The organism is Halalkalibacterium halodurans (assembly GCF_005671335.1).
Lineage (GTDB): Bacteria > Bacillota > Bacilli > Bacillales > Bacillaceae_D > Halalkalibacterium > Halalkalibacterium halodurans.
In genome coordinates this window covers 2483032-2508811 of the sequence record NZ_CP040441.1, presented here as the reverse complement: position 1 = coordinate 2508811, position 25780 = coordinate 2483032, and the positions used below count along the sequence as shown (strand labels likewise).

Below are 25780 nucleotides of genomic sequence, written 5' to 3'. Positions count from 1 at the left end.
TGATTAAGCCACAGACGAGCAAATGATCAAATTTTTATATTTTACAGATACACATATTCGCGGAACAGCACCGAAAAATCGGTTAGATCCGTTCGTGGAAACGTTAAAACACAAGCTCCATGAAGTAATGGAGATCGCAGAGACGGAAAAAGTGGATATGCTGCTCCATGGGGGGGATGTGTTTGATCGGCCTGACCTTTCACCAAATGTTGTCGGTCAGTTTGCGCAAATTTTCCGTAAAACCTCACGGCCGATCTACGCGATTGCTGGAAATCATGACACATTTGGGCATAATCCTGAGACGATTTCACGCACGATGCTTGGATTGCTTCATTCATTTGGAATCATTCACATTATCGATCCACAAACGCCCGTGTTAGTTGAAAAAGATGGAGTGAAAGTCCAAATTTCTGGCCAGCCGTACCATTACGATATTGATCAGCGAGATCCGAAGCTTGACTATTATCCGGTGAATGTCCATGAAGCGGATGTGATGGTCCATCTCGTTCATAGTATGCTCGTTGAGAAAGCCTTGCCGGAAGGAATTCCACATACATTGATCGATCATATATGGGGAACAAGTGCGGACGTGTTGTTAACAGGCCATTTTCACGGTGGCTTTGGCATTAAACAAAAGGACGGACGTTACATATGCAACCCAGGGGCCATTGCTCGGATTAACAACCACTGGACAGAGCTTGTCCGCACTCCTACGGTCATTTTAGGGACGATTACAAAAGATGGTATTGATTTAAAGGAGCGTCCGCTACAATCAGCGAAAAATGGCGAAGAGGTTCTTGATCGGAGCTTTTTAGAAAAGTCTGTAAATCAAGAAGAAAAACTTCATGCCTTTATTCAGCAAGTGAAAGAGCATGCCGAATTCCAGTCGTTAAATATGAATGATGTGATCAATGAAATTGCGGCGATGTCCAATGTGGAAGAACCGGTGAAACAAGAGGCATTAAGGAGAATTACCGTCATTGAGGAAGCTTGGAAAGGTGGGGAACATGAGTACGATTAATCAGGTCAGGCTTGAAAATTTTCAATCACACCTTGATACGGTTATTGAATTTGGCGAAGGGATGAATGTCATTGTCGGAGAATCTGACAGTGGAAAGACCTCAATCTTACGGGCCATTCGCTGGGCCTTGTTTAATTTGCCAAGAGGGACGGACTTCATGAGGGCAGGTGCTGATTTTGTCCGTGTTCGTGTGACGTTTACTGATGGAACAACCATTGTTCGTGAACGTACTCCTTCGAAGAATCGTTATGTCATAAAGCGGCCAGAGGAGGAAGACCTTATCCTAGAGGGATTTGGTATTCATGTTCCACAAGAGGTGCTGGACGCCCACGGAATGAAGCCACTTCGAATTGACCGTGATCATGAAATCCAGCTTCACGTTGCTCAACAGCTTGACGGACCATTTCTCCTTGATCAGACAGGAGCGATCCGAGCAAAAGCAATCGGTCGAATTAGTGGTGCACACTTTTTGGACATGGCGATACGCGATACGACGAAAGACCTCTCGAGATTGAATCAAAAAATGAAGTATGATGAAGAAGAGGCACAACGAATCGAGGGGGAATTGCTTCCTTTTCAATCGCTCGATTTACATAAGCGGAAGCTTGAACAAGCGGAACAGAAAATGAACGAGCTTCACCAGCTTGAGGAAAAAAAGAAAAAGCTTATGGAATTCGAGCGCGCGCTGGAACAACAAAGGGAACAACAAGCCCACGTTCGGAGGCAGCTGACGCGGGTACAACACCTTGAGGAGTGGATCCATGGGTATGAAAGGATTCAAGCGGCTCTCTCACGCCTAACGGTTTATCGTCAGTTTCATCGCCAACTAGGTGAGTTAAAGACACAGGTGACAAAGTGCCACTTATGGATTCAGAAAACAAATCAAATGGCATTAGCGAATGAGCAGTTGAACAGAATGAGTGAACTAAAAGGAAGGCTTGAAGTCCTATCTAAACATAAGCGGTATTGGGACGAACAGGAAAGGGTTAAGCATCATGCCTTTGCGGCGTTTGAAAAAACGTCCTTTGTCACAACAGATCGGATCGTCAACTTTCATAAGCTGCAAGCTTATTACGAACGGAAGCAACACCTTGACACTATCTATCGTAGATGGCGGAACTATGAACAAGAGCGGATTCAATGGCAAGAAAAAAAAGATCAATCGAATGGGGCCGTCATAGCGAACGAGCAGATTGGACAGTTAAACGTCCAGCTCGAAAAGCTGGGGAAACTAAAAGAGTTACAGCAACAAGTTGAACACGTGAGAAAACGAATGGACGATGGACAAGCCTTCTTACATAAAACAAAACAAGAACTGATCAAGCTTGAGCATGACCATCATCAGCTTCTTTTACAGGAAGGTACGTGCCCGACCTGTGGTCAGGCGATTCGCCACTGATCGGTTGAGTAAAGATTTGGAGGATGGAACCATGAAACAAGTAGAACAACAGCTAGCAAAAATGAAGGAAGCGATTGAAAAAGGAAAGGATATGCGCTACCGAGCTGAAGCGAAACTAGAGGAGCTTGAAAACCAGCGAAAACGCCTATTGGAAGATTTGGAGGAGCTTGGCGTAAAACCTGAGGATTTAGAAGGAGAAATTGCACGCTTGGAGCGGGAAATCGAAAAAGGCCTCCAGGAAACGATGGATTTAATTCCAAAGGAACTGTTGCGGGATGAGTGAGTATGTTGTCCATTTTGCGAGCGTCCAGCAACGATTGAAGAAAGCGAATGAAGAGTGGCAACGGCTTGATGCGACAAGACAGCTACTGCTAAAGCAATTGGATGAAAAGCTAAAACAGCTAGAATCTTTTCGTGAGACAAGGGATGTTTATGAAAAGGCGCGAATTCTCTTGCAACAGTCTGCAGAATATGCACGGGAGCAAGCGAAGCAACAAATAGAATCGCTCGTAACGAATGCTCTACAATATGTGTTTGGACCGTTGTTTTCCTTTCACATTGAACTTGAAGAGCATGGAAGCAAAGCGGTCGCTGAATTTTACGTGTTAACAGAATACGAGGGAGTAAAAGTCAAAACGAAGCCACAGGAATCGAGAGGAGGCGGGGTAGTCGACATCGTCACTCTCGCCCTTAGGGTTGCATTGCTTGAAACGATACAACCGTCCATGCCAGGCCCGATTTTGCTTGACGAGCCAGGCAAGCACGTCTCCGAGGAATATGTCCAGCCTCTTTATGAGTTTTTGAGGTCATTAGCTACGATGTTTGGGCGCCAAATCTTAATGATTACCCATAATCATCACTTGGCGGAGTCAGGGGACACAGCCTATCATGTTGACATTCGCGATGGTGTCAGCGAAGTTGTTAAAATTGACAACACTTGACAATCTCCTGTATCACCGATAGAATAAAGAAGAATGCAACAAAATGTTAACCATTTTTTTCTGTGGCATTCGTGTGTTTAATTATGAGAAAATGAATGATTGTAATGTGAATCCCAACAATTAGATAGCAAGAGGAGGTGAAAGAGCATGGAATTTAACGTCTTGTTCATCTCCATTTTGCTTGTTGTCTCTGCAGTCAGTGCAGTTGTTGGATATCTTGTTCGAAAATCGATTGCCGAAGCGAAAATTTCCAGCGCCGAACATGCTGCGAAACAAATCGTTGAAGATGCGAAGCGCGAAGCCGAAGCGGGGAAAAAGGAAGCCATCCTTGAAGTGAAGGATGAGGTTCATAAGCTTCGAACAGAAGCGGAGCGCGAAATTCGTGAAAGAAGAAACGAGATTCAAAAACAAGAGAATCGTTTGGTTCAGAAAGAAGAGATTCTAGACCGGAAAAGTGAAACCTTGGACAAAAAAGAGGAATCATTGGATAAAAGGGAGGAATCTCTCACCAAAAAACAACGACAAATTGAAGAGATGGATAGCAAAGTGGAGGAAATCTTGAACAAGCAGCAAGTAGAGCTTGAGCGAATTTCGGGATTTTCTCGCGAAGAGGCACGTGAAGTCATCCGCGCTGAAGTCGAGCAGGAGATGGCTCATGAAACGGCCTTGCTGATCAAAGAGCGCGTAGCAAAAGCGAAAGAAGAGGCGGATAAAAAAGCCCGTGAAATTCTGTCGCTCGCGATTCAGCGTTGCTCTGCGGATCATGTAGCGGAAACCACTGTCTCTGTTGTGAATTTACCGAACGATGAGATGAAAGGACGTATCATCGGACGGGAAGGACGCAACATTCGAGCCTTAGAGACGCTAACAGGGATTGATCTCATCATTGATGATACCCCGGAAGCTGTTATTTTATCTGGGTTTGATCCGATCAGACGAGAAATTGCTCGAACCGCTTTAGAGAAGCTCGTTCAAGATGGACGGATTCATCCAGCTCGAATTGAGGAAATGGTTGATAAAGCTCGCCGTGAAGTGGACGAGGCCATTCGAGAATACGGCGAACAAACGACGTTTGAAATGGGCATCCACGGGCTCCATCCAGATTTAATCAAAATCTTAGGTCGACTGAAGTTCCGGACGAGCTACGGCCAAAATGTGTTAAAGCATTCGATGGAAGTGGCATATTTAGCAGGACTAATGGCAGCGGAGTTGGGGGAAGATGTAAAACTTGCCCGCCGGGCCGGCCTGCTTCATGATATAGGAAAAGCAATTGACCATGAAGTGGAAGGAAGCCATGTGGAAATCGGTGTTGAGTTAGCGACAAAGTACAAGGAACATCCGGTGGTCATTAATGCGATTGCCTCACACCACGGTGATACAGAAGCCACATCAATTATCTCTTCATTGGTTGCTGCAGCTGATGCATTATCGGCCGCACGACCTGGAGCGAGACGGGAAACGCTTGAAACTTACATCCGACGCCTAGAAAAACTTGAAGAGATTTCAGAGTCCTTCGATGGTGTCGAAAAAACGTACGCCATTCAAGCGGGGCGCGAGGTGCGAATTATGGTTAAGCCGGAAATCGTCGACGATGTCCTTGCCCATAAGCTCGCCCGCGACATTACGAAGAAAATTGAAGAGGAGCTTGACTATCCGGGACATATTCGCGTCACTGTCATTCGCGAAACCCGAGCGGTCGAGTATGCAAAATAAAGTGGTGCTAGCACCACTTTATTTTTATATCAGTGAGCTCTGTTGTTGCAGGTGATTAATCTTCGTTGTCTTCATCCGCTGACTAGCGGTAAGGGCGCTTGTCTCTTTGGTGTCATTCGACTATGATAGAAACAAGGTGGAACTTAGAGGGATAGAAAAGGAGCATTTGAATGAGACTTATGTTTATTGGGGACGTGGTTGGCTCCCCAGGCCGAAAAATGGTGAAAGACTATCTTGGGCCACTAAAAAAGAAATACAAACCGACGCTTACGATCATTAACGGAGAGAACGCTGCTGGTGGCAGAGGAATCACGGAGCAGATCTATAAAACCTTTCTTGATGCGGGTGCCCAAGCGGTGACGCTAGGCAATCATAGCTGGGATAACCGAGAAATCTTTGAATTTATTGATCAAGCCCCTGCCTTAGTACGACCGATCAACTATCCAGAAGGTACCCCAGGTCAGGGCTACACGTTTATTAAAGTGAATGCCATTGAAGTAGCAGTCGTCAATGTGATGGGCCGAACGTTCATGTCACCGAATGACTGTCCGTTTCAGGCCATGGATACGGCTCTTGATGACATTCGTAAGCGAACGCCATTTATTTTCGTGGACATGCATGGGGAGGCAACGAGTGAGAAGCAAGCGATGGGCTGGTATTTAGACGGGCGCGTCTCCGCGATCATCGGTACCCATACCCATGTCCAGACAGCAGATGAGCGCATTTTACCGAAAGGGACTGCCTATTTGAGCGATGTGGGGATGACGGGGCCTTATGACGGCGTTTTGGGTATGGAACGGGAAGCGGTTGTAAAAAAATTTTTAACAAACTTGCCTGTTAGGTTTGAAGTGGCAAAAGGTCGGGAACAATTAAGTGGAGTAGTAATTGAACTGGACCCAAAAACAGGTTTAGCTAAATCGATTGAGCGGATTCTCATTAACGAGGATCATCCATTCTATTTCTAGTCAATGCCTTGCTCTACATTTTTAAGGAATAAAGTCCTCAATCTCGAAATACTAGTAAGTAGAGTGGTATCATCCATTTGATGAGGAGGTACAAGGAATGGAAGTATTAAAAGTTTCAGCAAAATCTACACCTAACTCTGTTGCAGGAGCGCTAGCTGGAGTCATCCGTGAGCGAGGTGCAGCGGAAATTCAAGCGATCGGTGCAGGAGCACTTAACCAATCAATCAAAGCGATTGCCATTGCCCGTGGATTTGTAGCTCCTAGTGGAATTGACCTCGTATGTATTCCCGCCTTTACTGACATTGAAATAGATGGTGAAGAGCGCACAGCGATTAAGCTGATTGTTGAACCGCGGTAACCCTTTTAAAAAAGTCTGTCTTCCTTGTGAAGGCAGGCTTTTTTTTGTATACGAGAGTAAAGGATTAACAACCGCTTCTCTATAGGACAGGACGACAAGCTGAGCTTTCTTTAGAAAAAATCAAATGAGTTGATTGATCTTTTGTACGCCAGCCCCTATAAGCACGACGACATTTTTTTGATTTTTTGTGCGCGAGGAAAAGATAAATGTTCTTCCTGTAAAAGCAGTTTAACCCCAGTAGTGCCTTGATTTTTCATCAGAAAAACGAGCAGTTGTAGAACAAAGAATTCCCTTCAAGGCGTTTTTTCTGGCGATTCGTTCTTGCTTTTTTTATCCATGCCATCTATGATAAATACGTTTAGACCATGAATACATGCGTCTCGGCAATTTGTCAAAAAATTTTGTACTATTTCTAGTTGTTTACTCGGGAATATGATAAACTATGACAATAAGAGAAATTTTTCAACAAGGTCATACGCTGAATTTTACTAAAGGGGTGGAGAATTCATGCTTGAGCAACTTTCATGGAAAGTTGGAGGTCAACAAGGTGAAGGGATCGAGAGTACGGGAGAAATTTTTGCAACAACATTAAACAGGTTAGGCTACTATTTGTACGGCTATCGTCATTTTTCGTCACGGATTAAGGGGGGGCACACGAACAATAAAATTCGTGTTTCAATAAAACCGCTGAACGCTATTTCTGATGACTTAGATATTCTTGTTGCATTTGACCAAGAAACGATCGATGTGAACGTCCATGAACTCCGTGAAGGCGGGGTCGTCATCGCTGATGCTAAATTTAACCCTGAGCTTCCTGAAGGTTCGTCTGCTACTCTATATGCGGTGCCATTTACTGAGATTGCGACAGAGTTAGGAACATCACTGATGAAAAACATGGTTGCCGTCGGTGCGTCAAGTGCCCTTCTTGGACTCGAACCAGAGGTGTTCCGTGAAGTGGTCGAAGAGATCTTTTTGCGAAAAGGTACATCTGTCGTTGAAAAGAACATGGAAGCTTTAAAAGCTGGTGCGGCTTTCTTTATCGAAAAAGCGGAAAATGGCAATCAGCTACAACTGAAAGAAGCAGACGGGAAAAAGCGGATGTTTATGATTGGAAATGATGCGATCGGAATGGGGGCAGTTGCTGCTGGTAGCCGATTTATGGCGGCATATCCAATCACCCCTGCATCAGAGATCATGGAATACTTAATTAAAAAACTTCCGGAATTCGGTGGAGCGGTCATTCAAACGGAAGATGAGATTGCTGCATGTACGATGGCTATAGGCGCTAACTATGCTGGCGTGCGTTCCTTCACGGCATCTGCCGGACCAGGTCTTTCTCTCATGGCGGAAGCAATTGGTTTGTCAGGGATGACGGAAACGCCGCTTGTCATTGTCGATACGCAGCGCGGGGGCCCAAGTACTGGATTACCGACAAAACAAGAGCAATCTGATCTGATGGCAATGATTTATAGCACCCACGGAGATATTCCGAAAGTTGTAATGGCTCCAAGTACGGTTGAGGAGGCCTTTTATGATACGGTCGAGGCCTTTAACATAGCAGAAGAGTACCAGTGTCCAGTTATCCTCGTAACAGATTTGGCTTTATCCCTCGGAAAGCAGACGGTCGAGCCGCTCGATTTCAGCAAGGTGGAAATTCGTCGCGGGTCATTGCAAAACGAGGACCAGTTAACTGAACAAGAAAAAGGCGAATATTACAAGCGCTATGAATTAACGGAAACTGGCGTCTCTCCTCGTGTTCTCCCAGGGCAAAAAAATGGAATTCACCACGTAACAGGTGTTGAGCACGATCAAACAGGGAAGCCGTCAGAGAGTGCGACGAATCGTATAGAACAAATGGAAAAGCGGCTTCGAAAGGTTGAAGCGTTGCCAGAACGTTTCCCAACCCCTGTTCACATCCATGCGCCGCACGAAGATCCAGATTTATTAGTGATTGGCATCAACTCAACGAGAGGGGCGATAGAAGAGGCGATTCCTCGGTTAGAAGCCGACAGCATTCGTGTCAACCATGCCCATATTCGTCTCGTTCACCCGTTTCCGAAGCATGAACTGCAGCCATATTTAACAAAGGCGAAAAAAGTAGTTGTCGTCGAACATAACGCGACAGCTCAACTTGCGAGCCTCATCAAAATGAACTGTGACGTGAAAGCAATCGAGAATGTTTTGAGATACGACGGGAATCCGTTTTTACCAGGTGAAATCTATCAAACTTGCAAGGAGTTGATCTAATTGGCGACGTTTAAAGATTTTCGAAATAAAGTCAAGCCAAACTGGTGTCCAGGTTGTGGAGATTTTTCTGTTCAAGCAGCAATCCAGCGTGCAGCCGCTAACGTAGGTCTTGAACCTGATCAGCTCGCGGTCATTTCTGGAATTGGTTGTTCTGGACGGATTTCTGGTTACATTAACGCTTATGGATTCCACGGCGTCCACGGGCGTGTTCTTCCGATCGCTCAAGGTGTGAAGATGGCAAATCGTGATTTAACGGTCATTGCTTCAGGGGGAGATGGAGACGGTTTTGCGATCGGAATGGGCCATACAGTGCATGCGATCAGACGCAACATTAACATTACGTACATTGTTATGGATAACCAAATTTACGGATTAACAAAAGGACAAACGTCTCCGCGAAGCGATGTCGGATTTAAGACGAAAAGTACGCCAAGTGGATCTGTCGAATCAGCGCTAAACGTCATGGAGATGGCTTTAACTGCAGGGGCTACATTCGTGGCACAAAGCTTCTCTAGTGATTTAAAAGAATTAACGGCACTCATTGAGAAAGGCATTAACCATAATGGATTTTCCCTCATTAACGTCTTCAGTCCATGTGTTACGTTCAACAAGGTGAACACGTATGACTGGTTTAAGGAAAACTTGACGAAACTATCCGATCTTGAAGGCTATGATCCTCAGAACCGGATGGTTGCGATGCAAACGTTAATGGAGCACAACGGTTTAGTCACAGGCCTCATTTACCAAAACGATAAACAACCGTCCTATCAAGATCTCATTGCCGGTTATGATGAGAAACCATTAGCCGATCAAGATTTAACGATTGATGAAGGGAAATTTAAAGAACTCGTCGGAGAATTTATGTAAGCAGAAGGCAACCACTCACACAGCGGAGTGGTTGTTTTTGTTTACACTTTAAAATAGCAACCTATTCCTAGTTCATGTCGATTTCTTGAGATTTCGGGCGGAGAGCATTGAGTTTGTCAGATGATGGCGTTATAATTGAAACTTGAGCATTTGCTTTTTTACGTGAATCATTGTTTCAAAGGAGACGATGACTCGTTTTACTATAGAAAGGAGCATGTCCAATGAATGAAGAACAACGCCTTGGACGGAATGGAAACACGGATGCAGTCAGCACGAAAGAAGCTGGATCGGCAACGAAGGATTACAGCAAATACTTTGACTTTTCCAACGCCAAAGTCGTAAGCGAAGAAGATGGAAAAAAAGTCATTAAAATTGCAGGACGGGAAATCTCGATCTTCGACCAGCCAGACTATAAGCAAGGCAAGCGTCGTGGAAAAGAAGAAGTGAAAGTGCTCCGCCCGGACGATTTAATCCCTGAAGATATGAAAACAATCGGGGCCGGGAAGAAATTTCTTGTTCGCACGTATGGTTGTCAAATGAATATACACGATTCGGAAAATATGGCGGGTATGCTTAAAGAGATGGGCTTTGAAGCGACCGATGAAACGACAGATGCAGACGTCATTTTAATTAATACATGTGCGATCCGTGAAAATGCAGAAAACAAAGTGTTCGGTGAAATTGGAAACTTAAAGCAGCTAAAGCGGGAAAAGCCGGAGCTCGTCATTGGAGTATGTGGCTGTATGTCCCAAGAGGAGGGCGTCGTCAATCGAATCATGCAAAAGCACCAACACATTGATATGATTTTCGGGACGCACAACATTCATCGCTTACCCCACCTTCTACGCAATGCCCTCTTTGGCAAAGAAATGATTATTGAAGTGTGGTCAAAGGAAGGCGACATCGTCGAAAATATGCCACGTGCTCGTGAAGGAAAAACACAAGCATGGGTCAACATTATGTACGGCTGTGATAAGTTCTGTACGTACTGTATCGTTCCGTATACGCGGGGGAAAGAGCGGAGCCGGAGACCGGAGGATATTATCCAGGAAGTGCGTGACTTGGCCCGCCAAGGCTATAAGGAAATCACGCTTCTCGGTCAAAACGTCAACGCATATGGAAAAGATTTAGCTGATCTTGACTATGGTCTTGGGGATTTAATGGATGAAATTCGTAAAATTGACATCCCGCGCGTTCGATTTACGACAAGTCATCCTCGTGATTTCGATGATCATTTGATCGAGGTTCTTGCCAAAGGTGGCAATCTTGTGGAGCATATCCATCTCCCAGTGCAACATGGAAACTCAGAGATTTTAAAACTGATGGCGCGCAAATATACGCGAGAGCAATACGTGGAATTGGCACAAAAAATTAAACGGGCTATTCCGAATGCGTCGTTTACGACCGATTTAATTGTTGGCTTCCCGAACGAAACGGACGAACAGTTTGAAGATACGCTAAGCCTCGTGAGGGAAATTGAATTTGACAGTGCCTTCACCTACATTTATTCACCGCGTGAAGGAACGCCAGCGGCGAAAATGAAGGACAACGTTCCAATGGAAGTGAAACGGGAACGATTAGCGCGATTGAACGCCCTCGTCAACGAAATTTCCGCACAAAAAAACTTGGAATACCAAGACAAAGTCGTCGAAGTGCTCGTAGAAGGTGAAAGTAAAAAAGATCCGAACATTTTAGCCGGACGGACACGAACCAATCGGCTTGTCAACTTTAAAGGACCCAAGTCGGTCATCGGTGACATCGTGTACGTCAAAGTGACCGAAGCAAAAACGTGGTCACTCAACGGAGAAATGGTAGAAATGGCTGAGGTGAATGGATAATGTCGGCGAAATATACAAGAGATGATATTAAGCAAAGGGCAAGAGAACTTGCGTTAATGATCGCAGAAACAGAAGAAGTTGACTTTTTTAAGCGTGCTGAGAAGCAAATTAACGAACATCTCCGCGTGCAAGAGATCATTGCCGAAATAAAAAAATATCAAAAAGAAGCAGTGAACCTACAGCACTATGGAAAAAAAGAGGCATTAAAAGAAGTGGAAGCGAAAATCGACGAGCTGCAAAACGAAATTGATGCAATACCGCTCGTACAAGAGTTTAAACAGAGCCAGATGGATGTGAACGAGCTGTTGCAACTCGTATCGATGACCATTTCCAAAACGGTAACCGATCATATCATCACCTCCATGGGAGGCGACTTGCTTCGAGGAACGACAACGAAAAATCCGCTCATCGATGATGGGTGTGGTAAGGAGAAGTGCTAATTTTGCACCCTGTTTAGCCAACAGCTAGGCAGGGTGTTTTTTGGGCTCTACAATAAATGTTGGGGTTTTTGCACAAAAGAGGGCAAAAAAAATGCACGCAGGCTCCTTTATCCATTATCCTTGAATTGTCGAGAAACAAAGAAAGGATAGGAGCTGCGTGTACGATGAATTTTACCATGGATTTGCCCGGATTAAAAGGTGTGAAGGTCACAAAGATGGAGGAACGAGAGGGCTTTATCGCGCTCCATGTAGAAATGCCGCGAACGCCTCATCGTTGCCCATCCTGCGGGGAGAGAACCGAGAGAATCCATGATTACCGCATCCAAAAAGTTCAACATCTCAAGCTCTTTGAACGGTGGGTGTATCTATTCTATCGAAAGCGCCGGTACGCGTGCAGATGCGGGAAGCGGTTTGCGGAGAAAGCCTGTTTTGTAGAGCGATATCAGCGTCAGACAGTGGAATGGAATCAAGCGTTTCGCTTACGGCTCATTCAAGGGAAGAACTTTACGGACACAGCGAATCAATTCCAAACGTCCGTGACAACTGCCATGCGCCGGTTTGATCAATTGGCGGCCCCCCTCGTGAAGAAGGTGGATCACCTTCCTCCTCGGATTGCGATTGATGATTACAAAGGGGATACGAATGCGGGGAAATATCAAGTGATCATTGCGGATGCAGATACACGGAAGCCACTGGATATCTTACCGGATCGTAAAGCCGATACGCTTAAACGATATCTTCAAGAGAAGGGTCATCATGTAAAAACAGTCGTGATGGATCTAAGTTATACCTTCAAGTCGGCTGTTCAAAAGGCCTTAGGCCACCCGCTCATCATTGGGGATCCGTTCCATTTCTGTCGTTACATCTACTGGGCTCTGGAAGGGGTTCGCCGCCGAGTGCAAAAAGCGTTCCATCCGTATCATCGAAAACGATGTAAACGGATCAAACATCTGTTTCAGAAAGAGAGAGAAGGACTGGATGATAAGCAAAAGAAGAAGGTGGAGCGGTACTTAGAGCTATCCCCTGATTTAAGGGAAGCGTATGAGCTAAAAGAACATTTTCGTCGGTGGTATCAAGAAGCGAAGATGCAAGGAAGGGAAGGACGAATGAGCGAGGTGAAGCAAGGGCTCTACGCCTTTTACCGAAGAGTGGAGGCGAGCCCGTTAAAGGAGTTCCACCGAGCCATTCAGACGCTGAAGAACTGGCAGACCGAGATCTTGAATAGCTTCGCGTTTGGCTTAAACAATGGTTTTATTGAAGGACTGAATAATCAAACGAAGGTGATTAAGAGAAATGCCTTTGGTTTTCGGCGTTATGATCGCTTGCGAAACCGTATTCTCTTGCATCATCAATTCAAACATCAAACATTCGGGGTAGGATAAGAGGGGCTCGCCCTCCTATGCCACCCCAACATTTGACTAAGAACCGTTTTTTGTAGCTTTGCAAGCCTCTGGCGGATGCAGCACCAGCAGTATGCATCCATATAAAGACGTGATTCCCTTGTATTCGTCATTAAGATCAAAACGTTTTATAAACATGTGCAAAGGAGAGAAGATCAATAGCTCTTCAAATGAAGAAAGAGACCGTCTCTGTTTATCAAAGTGGAGGAAAACATAAGAAATTTCAGTACTAAACAGGCTTCCCGTTACATATCGTGTTACAGACAGAGCTTGAATCGAATTCTTTTCTTTCTTTTTCTGCACACTAGTCATTTGCCCCGCATAGGATGGGAGTGTAGATTTTCGCAGGTGATAGGCGAGTGCCGACACGCCAGGTTTTGATTTGAGAATGAGGAGGGTTTTAACCAATGTCCGATGGGCTAAATTACAGGGAGATCATTACGAAAGCAGTATGTGGTAAAGGTCGCAAGTTTTCTCAAGCAAGTCACAAAATCAGCCCTTCCGAAAAGCCTTCAAGTATTTTAGGCTGCTGGATTATTAACCACAAATACAGCGCGGATAAGAAGGGTGAAAATGTCGAAGTGCAAGGCAGCTATGACATTAATGTTTGGTTCTCTTACAAAAATAATACAAAAACCGATGTGGCGACTCAAACGGTGAGCTACACGGACATTATTCCGTTAACGATGCGGGATGAGAATGTGCTATCAAAAGAAATGGACGTAGTGGCCAGACCAATTCAACAGCCGAACACACTTGAAGCCACGATTGCTGAGAGTGGTGTCCACGTGGATGTTCAAGTGGAGCGTGAATTTGTTGTAGAATGCATTGGGGAAACGAAAGTAGCTGTGGCAGTTAATCCAGATGGGATTATTGAAGAAATCCCTGAGTCCACTGAAGAGCTAGAATTGACGGAAGATGAGTTCGAGGATCTCGATCCAAACTTCTTACAAGGGGAGCTAGAAGAATAAATCGATTGAGCTAGGAAGCTGAGTTCCTAGCTTTTTATTTTTAGAGACTAAAAACGAGAAAAATTCAGGCAAGTGATGATGGTATTTCATCGTGTGACGTAAAGAGATCTTCACCCTTTGCTGGGCGGATCTCGTTTCCTTATGATATAATGGGAGCGAACAAAAAGGGACGGTGAACGAGAACCAATGGCACTACAAACTCCTATGATGAAGCAATATTTAGAGATCAAGGCACAATACAAAGATGCCTTTTTATTTTTCCGTTTAGGTGATTTCTACGAACTTTTTTTAGATGACGCTGTTAAGGCTGCACAGGAACTAGAAATAACGCTAACGGGTAGAGGAAAAGGGGAGGAACGTATCCCGATGTGCGGCGTTCCATACCATTCGGCCGATCATTACATTTCTCGTCTGCTCGAGAAAGGGTATAAAATTGCGATTTGTGAGCAAGTAGAAGACCCCAAGAATGCCAAAGGTGTAGTGAAGCGTGAAGTGATTAAGCTGATCACCCCTGGTACAATCATGGACGGGAAATTAATTGTTGAAAAGGAGAACAATTTTTTATGCGCGGTAACGAGGTTTGAAGATCAGAGCTATGGCATCGCTCGCGCCGATTTAACGACAGGTGAAAGCAGGGTTAGTCTTGTGAGTGAACAGGATGATTTGTTCCATGAACTTGCTTCTTCAAGCATAAAGGAGGTCGTCCTGAGTCCAGGCTGGACTGAAGAAGACGCTCACCGTTTGCGTCAATCGCTCTCGGTCACTTTGTCTGAGGAAGAGGCAGAGGACCTGCCAAAAGGTTACGAATCCCTATGTGAAAACGTGGAACAACCAAAGTTGCTGCGAGCATTTGGCCGACTTTTGCAGTATTTGTTACGGACGCAAAAGCGTTCGCTTGAGCATTTACAGCCTGTTCAATATGATCCACCAAATGAAGTGATGAAAATCGATCTTCATTCTAGACGGAACCTAGAGCTAGTGGAAACGTTGCGGGAAAAAAAGAAAAAGGGTTCCCTTCTTTGGGCTGTGGATGAAACGGTGACGGCCATGGGGGGGCGGCTGTTGAAGCAATGGGTTGAACGTCCACTGCTCTCGAAGAAAGAAATCGAGCGGAGACAAGGGCTAGTTCAATCGTTCCTTGATCATTATTTTGAGCGGGAAGAACTGCGTGATGAGCTACGCCATGTTTATGATTTAGAACGACTCGTCGGAAAAGTGGCCTACGGAAATGTCAATGCAAGGGAGCTCGTTCAGTTACGCAAATCATTGCAGAGAATTCCGGCAATCTTTGCCCTTGTAGAAAAAATCGGTAATCAAGATGTAAATGAGCGATTGCAAACGATCGATCGCTGTGAATCATTAGTCGATTTGCTTGAGCATAGCTTAGTCGATGACCCTCCGGTCTCGATTAAGGAAGGCGGGATGATCCGTGATGGTTTTCACAAGGAGCTTGATACATATCGTGATGCAAGTCGAAATGGGAAGTCATGGATTGCAGAGCTTGAACAAAAAGAACGGGAAGCGACTGGGATTAAATCGTTAAAGATCGGCTACAACAAAGTGTTCGGTTATTATATTGAAGTGACGAAAGCGAACATACACCTACTAGAGGAAGGACGCTACGAGCGGAAGCAAACGCTCACGAATGCCGAGCGCTACGTCACCCCAGAGTTAAAGGAAAAGGAAGCTCTCATCTTAAACGCTGAGGAATCCATCGTTCAGCTTGAATACGACTTATTTTTACAAGTCCGTGAGCAAGTGAAGGACTACATTCGACCGTTGCAAGCGCTCGCCCAAATGATTAGCGAGCTCGATGTCATTCAAGGGTTTGCAACCGTCAGCGAAACCCATCATTACGTGAGGCCAGCACTTCAAGAGGATCGGGCGATTGCCATTAAAGGAGGACGCCATCCAGTTGTCGAGCGTGTAATTCCGAATGGTGAATATGTAGCCAATGACGTAGATATGAAAGATGGACGAAGCATTCTCCTCATTACAGGGCCCAATATGGCGGGGAAAAGCACGTACATGCGCCAGCTTGCGTTAATTGCGATCATGGGACAAATCGGTTGCTTTGTTCCTGCGGATGAAGCGAGGCTGCCGATCTTTGACCAAGTGTTTACGAGAATTGGGGCAGCGGATGACTTAGCTAGCGGACAAAGCACGTTCATGGTGGAAATGCTAGAAACAAAATATGCGCTACAAAAGGCGACACAAAACAGCCTCATCCTGCTCGATGAAATTGGTCGCGGCACCTCCACCTATGATGGAATGGCACTCGCCCAAGCGATTATTGAATACATTCATGATGAAATTCGTGCAAAAACGCTGTTTTCTACCCATTATCACGAGTTAACAGCTCTTGAAAAGGAGCTTTCTGACGTAAAAAATGTTCACGTGTCGGCAGTGGAAGAGCAAGGAACGGTCGTGTTTTTGCATAAAGTCGTCGATGGACAAGCCGATCGAAGCTATGGAATCTATGTAGCAGAGCTTGCAGGATTGCCAAATGTGGTCACCGAACGGGCCGAAACGCTACTAGCTGAACTTGAAGGGGAGAAGGAGATAGTCGCTTCCGAGAAGGAAGTAGCGTCTACTAACGAGCCTACGCAGCTTTCCTTGTTTGAACCAGAACCGTTGGAAGCGTACAAGCCCAAAGGGAACAAACAGCCGTTATCGGACGAGGAAAAAACAGTACTACATGACCTTCAGTCGGTCGATGTCCTAAACACGACCCCTTTGGAGGCGATTCGTTTATTAAATCAGTGGCAGCAAAAATTACGTTAGCGGTCAAGGAGGTGAGGAAATGGCGAAGATCATTAAGCTCGATGATCATCTCTCCAATAAAATTGCTGCAGGGGAAGTTGTCGAACGCCCTGCGTCTGTCGTCAAAGAGTTAGTGGAAAATGCCCTTGATGCCAACAGCCGAAAAATTACGATTGAAGTAGAGGCTGGCGGACTTGATCGCATTCGCGTCATTGATGATGGAGATGGGATTGAAAGAGAAGATGTCGAAACAGCCTTTTTCCGTCATGCGACAAGTAAAATAAAGACGGATAAAGATTTGTTTCAAATCGCAACGCTCGGCTTCCGCGGGGAGGCACTACCGAGTATTGCTTCAGTCTCTCACGTCCAGATCAAAACGAGCACTGGCGGTGATGGAGGGACAGAAATGGTTTTAGAGGGCGGTGTGATTAAAAAAATTGGTTCAACCGCCATGGGGAAAGGGACAGATTTAACCGTCACACAGCTCTTTTACAATACACCTGCTCGGTTAAAATACGTCAAAACCGTTCATACCGAGCTCGGGAATATTAGTGATGTTGTCAATCGGTTGGCCCTCGCCCACCCTCATGTATCGTTCCAGCTTTTTCATAACGGAAAGAATGTGTTGCGTACGTCGGGAAACGGCGATCAGTTGCAAGTGATTGCGGCGATTTACGGAAGAACGGTCGCCAAACAAATGGTACCGTTAAGCGGGGAGACGATTGATTTTACGGTGAGCGGATTTGCGGCAAAACCGGAAGTGACTCGAGCTTCGAGACAGTACATGTCGCTACTTGTGAACGGCCGATACATTCGAAATGTAGCTCTCTCGAAAGCGATTCAACAAGGTTTCCATACGTTGCTTCCCATCGGTAGGTATCCGATTGCAATCGTCAACATTGAGCTCGATCCGCAGCTGATCGATGTGAACGTTCACCCGTCCAAGCTTGAAGTTCGAGTAAGTAAAGAAGAAGAATTATGCCGGTTAGTGACAGAGACGATCGAGCGTGCTTTTAAAAAGGAGCAGCTCATTCCAGAAGCAACAAAGCCTACAGGGGGAAAACAAAAAAGTGAACAGCTCTCCTTTACGTTGGACGATTTTACATCAGCAAAACCGAGCGAGGACCGAGGAAGTACTTCGAGTAATGAGGGAAATGAACAACGCTCTTCGATCGATAAAAATGTTCTTTTCCAAGAGGAGAAAAAGCTATCAAATGATTTACCATCAATAAATATGGTCCGTGAGGCATCGGCAAGCGTTGAGCCTGCCCTTGAAAAGGAGCCCCCATCCGCTGAGCTGACTGCCGGTGCAAAGGGTGCGATGGAACAAGCTTCAATGGAAGAGGAAACGTCCAACTCGTTGCCTGTGAATCGGGTACCGACAATGTATCCAATTGGACAAATGCATGGAACGTATATTTTGGCACAAAATGATCAAGGCTTGTATATAATTGATCAGCATGCTGCTCAAGAGCGAATGAAGTATGAATATTTTCGCGAGAAGGTTGGAGAAGTGACAAACGAGCTACAAGAGCTGATTGTGCCGATTACGGTGGAATGCACATTACAGGAAGCAGCGTATATTGAAGAGCACTTGGAAGATTTGAAGCAAGTCGGCTTATTTTTCGAGGAGTTCGGGCCGCAGACATTTATGATTCGTCAGCACCCTACTTGGTTTCCTAAAGGCTTAGAGGAAGAAACGATTCGGGAAATGATTGATCAGTTAATGGAAAAAAGAAAGGTTGACATTAAGAAGCTTCGAGAAGAGGCAGCGATTCTCATGTCATGTAAAGCTGCGATTAAAGCAAACCGCCATCTGCGCCATGATGAAATGTACGCATTACTGGAGGCATTACGGAAATCAAGCGATCCGTTTACGTGCCCGCACGGACGCCCGATTATCGTACAAATCACGACCTATGAGATGGAGAAAATGTTCAAACGGGTGATGTAATGTCATGATTGTCACAACAGGGTTAAAAAAAGAAGAAACCCTTGAAAAGAAGGGGCGCGTTTACGCAGAGGCGTTAAAGGGAACGTACGTTAAGCGTAAGCGACGCTCCATTGAAACGTTAATGCACACGTACCAACAAGATATGGTCATCGTCGGAGAAGAGCGAGATGTCCTCTATCGTCAAGGTTCAGCGGAGCCGTTTTTCTATCATCCAAATGGTGCGATGGTGCGCGTGAAGCAATGGCAGAAAACCGGGCATGATCCGCTAATCGATGCGGCACAGCTACGAGTAGGCGATACTTTTCTCGATTGTACACTCGGTCTTGGAGCGGATAGCACGCTAGCAAAAGTGGTGGTTGGAGAAACAGGAACTGTAGTTGGGATTGAGGGGAGTCTGCCCCTCGCTTATCTCGTACAGCAAGGGATGCGAACATGGAGCGAAGGCCCTGCTGCCTTTATTTCTGCCCTTCGCTCGATCAAGGTCATTCACGGGAGCCACCGCAAAATTTTACATACACTAGCGAATGAATCGTTCGATGTCGTTTACTTCGATCCGATGTTTGAGCAGACGATTGCTTCAGCAGGGATGGCAGGAATGAAGCTACACGCCTTATATGATGATCTTTCTCGTGAGGCTATCGCCGATGCGTTGCGGGTAGCAAGAAGGCGGGTCGTGCTGAAAGACCACTGGCAGAGCGAGCGTTTTGAAGCTTTCGGCTTCCATGTCATTCGCCGAAAACAAGCTGCCTTTCATTATGGCTATATCGAAAAGTAAAAAGTTTCATCTTGATAGGTTTGTAAATGGAAGAAAAGGGAGAAGATGATGAAAGAAAAGCTAGTAGCCATCGTAGGACCGACAGCCGTTGGAAAAACGAAGACGAGTGTCATGCTTGCCAAACGATTGAACGGTGAAGTGATCAGCGGTGATTCCATGCAAGTGTATCGCGGCATGGACATTGGCACAGCGAAAATCACAGCCGAAGAAATGGACGGTGTGCCTCATCATTTAATCGATATTAAAGATCCGAGCGAGTCGTTTTCTGTAGCTGACTTTCAAGATTTAGCCACGCCGCTCATTACGGAAATTCATGAACGGGGCAGGCTTCCGTTTCTTGTCGGTGGAACGGGCTTGTATGTGAATGCCGTCATCCATCAATTCAATCTCGGTGACATTCGTGCAGACGAAGACTATCGGCACGAACTTGAAGCCTTTGTAAGCAGCTATGGGGTCCAAGCATTGCACGACAAATTGTCTAAAGTAGATCCAAAGGCAGCAGCTGCCATTCATCCGAACAATTATCGCCGCGTGATCCGAGCGTTGGAAATTATCAAACTTACCGGAAAGACGGTGACAGAGCAGGCGCGTCATGAAGAGGAAACCCCTTCTCCGTATAACCTCGTCATGATCGGTTTGACGATGGAGCGTGACGTTTTGTATGATCGTATCAATCGCAGGGTTGATCAAATGGTTGAAGAAGGATTAATAGACGAAGCAAAAAAGCTGTACGACCGTGGAATCAGAGATTGTCAATCGGTGCAGGCGATTGGCTATAAAGAAATGTACGATTACTTAGACGGGAACGTGACGCTGGAAGAAGCGATTGACACATTAAAGCGAAATTCTCGCCGTTACGCGAAGCGTCAGCTAACGTGGTTTCGAAATAAAGCAAATGTGACATGGTTCGATATGACCGATGTCGATTTTGACAAAAAAATTATGGAAATTCACAATTTCATAGCAGGAAAGCTAGAAGAAAAATCGAAATAGAAAACGTAGCGAAGAAGAGGGGGACTGTCGAAAATGAAATCATCGGTAAATATCCAAGATCACTTTTTAAACCAGCTACGCAAAGAAAACATACCTGTCACCGTTTTCTTGCTCAATGGTTTTCAGCTCCGTGGACTGGTGAAAGGTTTTGATAACTTCACTGTGATCCTTGAGACCGAAGGAAAGCAACAACTTGTCTATAAGCATGCCATTTCCACGTTCGCACCGCAGCGCAATGTGCAAATGAAAACCGAAAATGAACCATCGTGACAGAAATTAAGCTGACTCTCCGCATAGGAGGTCAGCTTTTTCGATCGTGAAGTGTTTCAAGTGTTTTGACATAACGGCGTAACGATAAGGGGCTCGTGAACCCGAGCATTCGGCGAATCGTTTCTTCACTTGTCCCATTTGCCAGTTGTGAGAGAATGAATGAGTTCCGTAAATGCTGTGCGCAAACTTTTTTCCGAAGCCCAGCTCGTGAAGCGTCTTGGCGTAACATTTTTTGAATCCCGATCTCTGTCCACTGCTTCGGCTCATCCCCTTCATAAGACCAACGATACGTTTTTCGTTGAAAATCAAAGGCAACAAAAAACGCATCTTGCGAGTGGAGTCTCGGCCGGACAGGCTTAGGGATGGTCTGCCAATAATCAAATGCGAGCCTCCCGTCTGCCTCTGCTAATGAAAGGGTGCGTTGCTCACGTTTCCCTTCTGCCACTGTCACGGTTCGTTTTGCGAACTGGAGATCGATCATTGATAAGGAAGCGACTTCTTGAAGGGAGAGACCATAGTTGTAAAAGAGGCGTACGACTAGGAGGTTCCGTTTCATTAGTTTTGGCCGAACCTCCCGCTGTCGCTCAGTCAAGCCATCAAGAGATTGAATGGTTTCACATAACGATTCGAATTCCTCCTTCCGAACCCAATCATTTTCCTTGAGCGGTGTAACGAATAAATCAGGTTTGTCGATCGTGTGAATCGCATGGGATGAGGTACCTCCTTGAGGCTGATAATAAAAGGCAAATTGCTGGAGCACCGAATGAATTCGACGAATCGTTCGTGTGCTGTAGTTCCGTTTTCCACCTAGCTCCGTAAAAAATTCGTGCAGCTCCTCTGGCGTGAGCTCCTTCCACTCTTGTAATGAAATCTCCTTCTCTTCTGCCTGCATCCAGTGAAAAAAGTCAAGTAGGTCATAGCGATAGCGACGCACTGTACCTGCTGTGCGTCCTTTCATTTCAAGGGACAGGAGGAACGGTTCGATAAGAGCATCCATTTTGTTATCCATCGTCATCTCCCTTCGAAACAGACACATTTTGAGCCAATGTAGAAAATCGACTAGACGTTTGTCACAAATTTGGGCGTTTTGCGTATAGTTATAGAAGGGACGTTTATAAATCTGTCTAGCATTGTTCGTTAGCTTCGTAGAGAAGGGGTGAAACATCATTGAGTCAAACACCTTCCTCATCATCTGTGAAAGGACGTATTAACGTCATTTTACACAATAAACCGAACAAAATGGAAGAAGAAACCTTTTTCCATTCAGAAGAAGAGCGGGAAAAGCATTACGTACTTGAAAAAATGGAGAGAGAACTTAAAAAATATGTAGGGCTAGATGAGGTCAAGCGATTAATTAAAGAAGTCTATGCATGGATTTATATTAATCAATGCCGAACAGAGCAAGGGTTAAAGGCGTCTAAACAAGCGCTACACATGATTTTTAAAGGAAACCCTGGCACAGGAAAAACAACGGTGGCTCGGTTAATCGCCCGTTTTTTTCGCGACATGAATGTCCTCTCGAAAGGGCAGCTCATTGAAGCGGAGCGGGCAGACTTAGTGGGGGAATACATTGGACATACAGCGCAAAAAACCCGTGAATTAATTAAAAAAGCCCAAGGCGGAGTCCTATTTGTCGATGAAGCCTATTCTTTGGCTCGCGGTGGGGAAAAAGATTTTGGTAAGGAAGCGATTGATACGCTCGTAAAGGCGATGGAAGACCAGCAGCACGAATTCGTTCTTATTTTGGCAGGCTACTCAGATGAAATGGATTATTTTTTATCGTTAAATCCAGGATTGCCGTCCCGCTTTCCAATTGCGATGGATTTTCCTAATTACACGACTGATCAGCTTATGCAAATTGTGAAGAACATGGTGAAGGAGCGAGAATACCAATTGACGAAACGGGCGCAACATCTCATTCGTGAGCATGTCACGAAAGTGCGCCAATATGAAGGGAGAACGTTCAGCAACGGACGTTACATTCGGAACATGATCGAGGAGGCGATTCGTAGGCAGGCGGTACGTTTACTACAGGAAGGGTCCTATTCTAGAGAGGCGCTTTTATTGTTAAAGGCAGAGGACTTTCATTTTGAATCCTCGAATGTAAAACCATAGCCAAAAAAGATTGGGGCTGAGCGGTTGCGCTTAGCCTTATGATTTTGTATGATCACTTCAGTGACTATTGGAAAGGATTGAGGAAAACGGTTGGAACATTTAAAGGAAACAAATGCGGAACGGGTTTTCTTAGTGGCATGTCAGCTTCCTAACATGACCGATGAGCAATTTGAGGCATCCCTAGAAGAACTTGAAGCATTGACGCTTACAGCTCAAGGAACAGTCATTGATCGGCTGACGCAAAAGCGAGAAGCTATTGAACCGGCAACGTACATTGGTCGGGGGAAGCTTGATGAACTAGCGATAAAAATGGAAGAACAGGAAGCCGATCTTGTGATTGTAAATGGAGAACTGTCGGGAAGCCAGGTACGCAATTTGACCAATCGCTTAGGGGTTCGTGTCATTGATCGGACACAGCTTATTTTAGATATTTTTGCTGGCCGAGCGAAATCGCGCGAAGGAAAGCTACAAGTGGAGCTAGCCCAATTAAATTACTTGCTTCCACGTATTGTCGGTCAAGGGCAAGGGTTGTCACGGCTCGGCGGGGGTATTGGGACGAGGGGCCCTGGGGAAACGAAGCTTGAAACGGATCGGCGTCACATTCGGAAACGAATGGCTGACATTGATAAACAGTTAAAGCATACGGTGAAGCACCGTGATCGGTACCGAGCGCGGCGAGAGCGGAATCAAACGTTTCGGATCGCCCTTGTTGGTTATACGAATGCCGGAAAGTCAACCTTATTAAACCGTTTAACCGCATCCGACTCTTACGAGGAAGATTTGCTGTTTGCGACACTTGACCCAATGACAAGAAAAATGCGTCTGCCAAGCGGGATGGAAGTCATTCTCTCCGATACCGTCGGATTCATTAACCAATTACCGACAACATTAGTGGCGGCGTTTCGTTCCACGCTTGAAGAAGTGAAGCATGCTGACTTGTTGCTTCATGTGGTCGACCGCTCCAGCGAACAACTGCAAGCACATATGGAAACCGTCTCAGAATTATTACACCAATTGGAGGTCGACCAGTCCCGGATGCTAGTTGTCTATAATAAGGCAGACAAACCGAACCTCCCAATCATTCCCGTTCATCAGCAAAACGGCATCGAAATGTCAGCTCATAAACGAGAAGACATTCAACGGTTACGGCAGATGATCGAACGGACGTTAGTGGATTTGTTTACCCCATACGTAACCGAATTGGCTAGTGATGAAGGGAATAAGCTGGCCAAGCTACGGCGAGAAACGATCATGACGGAAATGAAGTGGGACGAAGATCGGGAATGCTATCAAGTAAAAGGATATGTCCACCCTAATCATGCGTGGGCCGAGCAACTGTTGGATTAGAAGGATAGGAGTGCGAGTATGATCACAACTTGGAAACACCACGAAACCATCGAAAAAGCAAAAAGAAACGCAGAACAAAAAATAGTATCAAATGTAGAGCATGTGGAACATATAGCGCTAGTGAATCAAAAAAGAGTACTTGATGCATTCAAGCGAAAGCAAGTTTCAGAACACCATTTCACCCCATCTACCGGCTATGGTTACGATGATCTTGGCCGGGAAACCCTTGAAGCGGTGTACGCGGATGTTTTCGGGGCCGAAACAGCCCTCGTCCGTCCACAAATCATCTCAGGCACCCATGCAATTGCTACCGTTCTATTCGGCTTGTTGCGTCCAGGTGACGAACTTCTGTACATAACAGGAAAGCCATACGATACCCTTGAGGAAGTGATCGGCATTCGCGGCGAAGAGGGAGGGGGCTCGTTAAAAGATTTTGGCATCACGTATCATGCCGTTCCCCTTACTGCCGAACAAAAGGTGGACAAAGCTGCGGTTAAGGCAGCGATGAATGAGCGGACGAAAGTCATTGGGATTCAACGATCGAAAGGATACGCCGACCGTCCTTCGTTTTCTATTAATGAAATCGAACAAATGGCTCAGTTTGTCAAAGGAATCAACCCGAATGTCATTGTGTTTGTGGACAATTGTTACGGTGAGTTTGTTGAGGCGAAAGAGCCTTGCCACGTTGGGGTGGATGTTATCGCTGGTTCGCTTATTAAAAATCCGGGCGGTGGGATCGTTAAAACTGGTGGCTATGTCGCTGGTAAAGCACCCTATGTGAAGCAAGCATCCTACCGTTTAGCTGCACCGGGAATTGGTACCGAGGGAGGAGCAACCTTATACAGTCTTCTTGAAATGTTTCAAGGTCTGTTTCTTGCTCCTCATGTTGTGAGTCAAGCCGTGAAAGGCGCTCATTTCACTGCAGCATTTTTAGACGAACTAGGGATGAGGACGAGCCCTCGTTACGACGAACAGCGGACAGATTTAATTCAGTCCGTTCAGTTTCCTGATCGTGAGAAGATGATCGCTTTCTGCCAAGCGATTCAGGCGGCATCACCGATCGATGCCCACGTCACCCCACAGCCAAGTTCGATGCCGGGCTATGAAGATCCTGTCATCATGGCAGCAGGTACATTTATTCAAGGGGCGAGCATCGAGTTAACGGCGGATGGACCTGTTCGACCGCCTTACATTGCGTACGTTCAAGGTGGGCTCACATACGAGCACGTAAAGCTAGCCGTCATGCAAGCTGCAGATGAAATGCTTAGCCTGGAAACAAAGGGAACGCCTTCTTGATTGAATTAAGAAGGCGTTTATCCTTTGATAGATTCTAGTAAAAAAAGTTTGTTAGATTAATTACTATGTCAGATTATCTTGCATATATTTGACAGATCGATACCCTT

At 45.6% G+C, this 25780-nt stretch carries 22 protein-coding genes; 21 read left to right on the top strand and 1 reads right to left on the bottom strand.

The genetic code is table 11. From position 1 onward, the window contains the following. Nucleotides 1-22: 22 nt before the first annotated feature. From FED51_RS12105 to hfq, 18 genes are all read left to right on the top strand, one after another. A complete protein-coding gene (locus FED51_RS12105) occupies nucleotides 23-1021 on the top strand; it encodes a metallophosphoesterase family protein (protein ID WP_053430982.1) in 999 nt (332 codons plus the stop codon). After that, nucleotides 1008-2420: an AAA family ATPase gene (locus FED51_RS12100; RefSeq protein WP_053430983.1), complete on the top strand. Its 1413-nt coding sequence runs from the start codon at nucleotides 1008-1010 to the stop codon at nucleotides 2418-2420. The genes FED51_RS12105 and FED51_RS12100 overlap by 14 nt, the downstream gene beginning before the upstream one ends. A gap of 31 nt (nucleotides 2421-2451) precedes the next feature. Continuing rightward, nucleotides 2452-2703, top strand: coding sequence for a hypothetical protein (locus FED51_RS12095; RefSeq protein WP_010898533.1), 252 nt, complete (start codon nucleotides 2452-2454; stop codon nucleotides 2701-2703). Next, on the top strand, nucleotides 2696-3361 hold the full coding sequence (locus tag FED51_RS12090; protein WP_010898532.1) for an AAA family ATPase: 666 nt from the start codon (nucleotides 2696-2698) through the stop codon (nucleotides 3359-3361). Before FED51_RS12095 ends, FED51_RS12090 begins: the two co-directional genes overlap by 8 nt. 147 nt (nucleotides 3362-3508) lie before the next feature. Beyond that, nucleotides 3509-5074 (top strand): ribonuclease Y, encoded by a 1566-nt coding sequence (gene rny, locus FED51_RS12085; RefSeq protein WP_053430984.1) that lies wholly within the window; start codon nucleotides 3509-3511, stop codon nucleotides 5072-5074. Between the two features lie 170 nt (nucleotides 5075-5244). Then, nucleotides 5245-6039, top strand: a complete 795-nt coding sequence (locus tag FED51_RS12080) for a TIGR00282 family metallophosphoesterase (RefSeq protein WP_010898530.1) — start codon at nucleotides 5245-5247, stop codon at nucleotides 6037-6039. 97 nt (nucleotides 6040-6136) lie between these two features. Further along, entirely contained in the window at nucleotides 6137-6397 is a 261-nt protein-coding gene (locus FED51_RS12075; RefSeq protein WP_010898529.1) for a stage V sporulation protein S, read from the top strand. 507 nt (nucleotides 6398-6904) lie between these two features. Then, nucleotides 6905-8644 carry a 2-oxoacid:acceptor oxidoreductase subunit alpha gene (locus FED51_RS12070; protein WP_053430985.1) on the top strand — a complete coding sequence of 580 codons (1740 nt, stop codon included), beginning with the start codon at nucleotides 6905-6907 and terminating at the stop codon, nucleotides 8642-8644. Then, the gene (locus FED51_RS12065) at nucleotides 8645-9511 is read left to right on the top strand and encodes a 2-oxoacid:ferredoxin oxidoreductase subunit beta (protein ID WP_053430986.1); all 867 of its coding nucleotides are present in this window, start codon (nucleotides 8645-8647) and stop codon (nucleotides 9509-9511) included. Nucleotides 9512-9732: 221 nt separating this feature from the next. Continuing rightward, complete coding sequence (gene miaB / locus FED51_RS12060; RefSeq protein ID WP_053430987.1) at nucleotides 9733-11349, top strand: tRNA (N6-isopentenyl adenosine(37)-C2)-methylthiotransferase MiaB; 1617 nt, start codon at nucleotides 9733-9735, stop codon at nucleotides 11347-11349. Then, on the top strand, nucleotides 11349-11789 hold the full coding sequence (locus FED51_RS12055) for a YlbF/YmcA family competence regulator (protein WP_053430988.1): 441 nt from the start codon (nucleotides 11349-11351) through the stop codon (nucleotides 11787-11789). Before miaB ends, FED51_RS12055 begins: the two co-directional genes overlap by 1 nt. Before the next feature lie 164 nt (nucleotides 11790-11953). Further along, the gene (locus tag FED51_RS12050; RefSeq protein WP_138090122.1) at nucleotides 11954-13171 is read left to right on the top strand and encodes an ISL3-like element IS651 family transposase; all 1218 of its coding nucleotides are present in this window, start codon (nucleotides 11954-11956) and stop codon (nucleotides 13169-13171) included. Nucleotides 13172-13596: 425 nt separating this feature from the next. Continuing rightward, nucleotides 13597-14160 (top strand): outer spore coat protein CotE, encoded by a 564-nt coding sequence (locus FED51_RS12045; protein WP_010898524.1) that lies wholly within the window; start codon nucleotides 13597-13599, stop codon nucleotides 14158-14160. Nucleotides 14161-14346: 186 nt separating this feature from the next. Then, nucleotides 14347-16944: a DNA mismatch repair protein MutS gene (gene mutS, locus FED51_RS12040; protein WP_010898523.1), complete on the top strand. Its 2598-nt coding sequence runs from the start codon at nucleotides 14347-14349 to the stop codon at nucleotides 16942-16944. A gap of 19 nt (nucleotides 16945-16963) precedes the next feature. Next, on the top strand, nucleotides 16964-18877 hold the full coding sequence (gene mutL, locus FED51_RS12035; RefSeq protein WP_053430989.1) for a DNA mismatch repair endonuclease MutL: 1914 nt from the start codon (nucleotides 16964-16966) through the stop codon (nucleotides 18875-18877). A gap of 4 nt (nucleotides 18878-18881) precedes the next feature. After that, on the top strand, nucleotides 18882-19652 hold the full coding sequence (locus FED51_RS12030) for a class I SAM-dependent methyltransferase (RefSeq protein WP_053430990.1): 771 nt from the start codon (nucleotides 18882-18884) through the stop codon (nucleotides 19650-19652). Between the two features lie 48 nt (nucleotides 19653-19700). Then, a complete protein-coding gene (gene miaA, locus FED51_RS12025) occupies nucleotides 19701-20645 on the top strand; it encodes a tRNA (adenosine(37)-N6)-dimethylallyltransferase MiaA (protein ID WP_053430991.1) in 945 nt (314 codons plus the stop codon). 33 nt (nucleotides 20646-20678) lie between these two features. Further along, nucleotides 20679-20915, top strand: a complete 237-nt coding sequence (gene hfq / locus FED51_RS12020; protein WP_010898519.1) for an RNA chaperone Hfq — start codon at nucleotides 20679-20681, stop codon at nucleotides 20913-20915. 31 nt (nucleotides 20916-20946) lie between these two features. Here hfq and FED51_RS12015 read toward each other — a convergent pair whose 3' ends face one another. Further along, nucleotides 20947-21924, bottom strand: coding sequence for a tyrosine-type recombinase/integrase (locus tag FED51_RS12015; RefSeq protein WP_175414325.1), 978 nt, complete (start codon nucleotides 21922-21924; stop codon nucleotides 20947-20949). Nucleotides 21925-22082: 158 nt separating this feature from the next. Between FED51_RS12015 and spoVK the strand changes: the two genes are divergently transcribed. The 3 genes from spoVK (at nucleotide 22083) to FED51_RS12000 (ending at nucleotide 25673) form a co-directional block, all read left to right on the top strand. Next, nucleotides 22083-23030, top strand: a complete 948-nt coding sequence (gene spoVK / locus FED51_RS12010) for a stage V sporulation protein K (RefSeq protein ID WP_053430993.1) — start codon at nucleotides 22083-22085, stop codon at nucleotides 23028-23030. 90 nt (nucleotides 23031-23120) lie between these two features. Then, nucleotides 23121-24377, top strand: coding sequence for a GTPase HflX (gene hflX / locus FED51_RS12005; protein WP_083445507.1), 1257 nt, complete (start codon nucleotides 23121-23123; stop codon nucleotides 24375-24377). Nucleotides 24378-24395: 18 nt separating this feature from the next. Next, the gene (locus FED51_RS12000; RefSeq protein WP_053430994.1) at nucleotides 24396-25673 is read left to right on the top strand and encodes a methionine gamma-lyase family protein; all 1278 of its coding nucleotides are present in this window, start codon (nucleotides 24396-24398) and stop codon (nucleotides 25671-25673) included. The last annotated feature ends 107 nt before the right edge of the window (nucleotides 25674-25780 follow it).

Coding starts and splice junctions, on each gene's coding strand:
- FED51_RS12105 (WP_053430982.1), top strand. CDS start 23: ATGATCAAATTTTTATATTTTACAGATACACATATTCGCGGAACAGCA.
- FED51_RS12100 (WP_053430983.1), top strand. CDS start 1,008: ATGAGTACGATTAATCAGGTCAGGCTTGAAAATTTTCAATCACACCTT.
- FED51_RS12095 (WP_010898533.1), top strand. CDS start 2,452: ATGAAACAAGTAGAACAACAGCTAGCAAAAATGAAGGAAGCGATTGAA.
- FED51_RS12090 (WP_010898532.1), top strand. CDS start 2,696: ATGAGTGAGTATGTTGTCCATTTTGCGAGCGTCCAGCAACGATTGAAG.
- rny (WP_053430984.1), top strand. CDS start 3,509: ATGGAATTTAACGTCTTGTTCATCTCCATTTTGCTTGTTGTCTCTGCA.
- FED51_RS12080 (WP_010898530.1), top strand. CDS start 5,245: ATGAGACTTATGTTTATTGGGGACGTGGTTGGCTCCCCAGGCCGAAAA.
- FED51_RS12075 (WP_010898529.1), top strand. CDS start 6,137: ATGGAAGTATTAAAAGTTTCAGCAAAATCTACACCTAACTCTGTTGCA.
- FED51_RS12070 (WP_053430985.1), top strand. CDS start 6,905: ATGCTTGAGCAACTTTCATGGAAAGTTGGAGGTCAACAAGGTGAAGGG.
- miaB (WP_053430987.1), top strand. CDS start 9,733: ATGAATGAAGAACAACGCCTTGGACGGAATGGAAACACGGATGCAGTC.
- FED51_RS12055 (WP_053430988.1), top strand. CDS start 11,349: ATGTCGGCGAAATATACAAGAGATGATATTAAGCAAAGGGCAAGAGAA.
- FED51_RS12050 (WP_138090122.1), top strand. CDS start 11,954: ATGAATTTTACCATGGATTTGCCCGGATTAAAAGGTGTGAAGGTCACA.
- FED51_RS12045 (WP_010898524.1), top strand. CDS start 13,597: ATGTCCGATGGGCTAAATTACAGGGAGATCATTACGAAAGCAGTATGT.
- mutS (WP_010898523.1), top strand. CDS start 14,347: ATGGCACTACAAACTCCTATGATGAAGCAATATTTAGAGATCAAGGCA.
- mutL (WP_053430989.1), top strand. CDS start 16,964: ATGGCGAAGATCATTAAGCTCGATGATCATCTCTCCAATAAAATTGCT.
- FED51_RS12030 (WP_053430990.1), top strand. CDS start 18,882: ATGATTGTCACAACAGGGTTAAAAAAAGAAGAAACCCTTGAAAAGAAG.
- miaA (WP_053430991.1), top strand. CDS start 19,701: ATGAAAGAAAAGCTAGTAGCCATCGTAGGACCGACAGCCGTTGGAAAA.
- hfq (WP_010898519.1), top strand. CDS start 20,679: ATGAAATCATCGGTAAATATCCAAGATCACTTTTTAAACCAGCTACGC.
- FED51_RS12015 (WP_175414325.1), bottom strand. CDS start 21,924: ATGGATAACAAAATGGATGCTCTTATCGAACCGTTCCTCCTGTCCCTT.
- FED51_RS12000 (WP_053430994.1), top strand. CDS start 24,396: ATGATCACAACTTGGAAACACCACGAAACCATCGAAAAAGCAAAAAGA.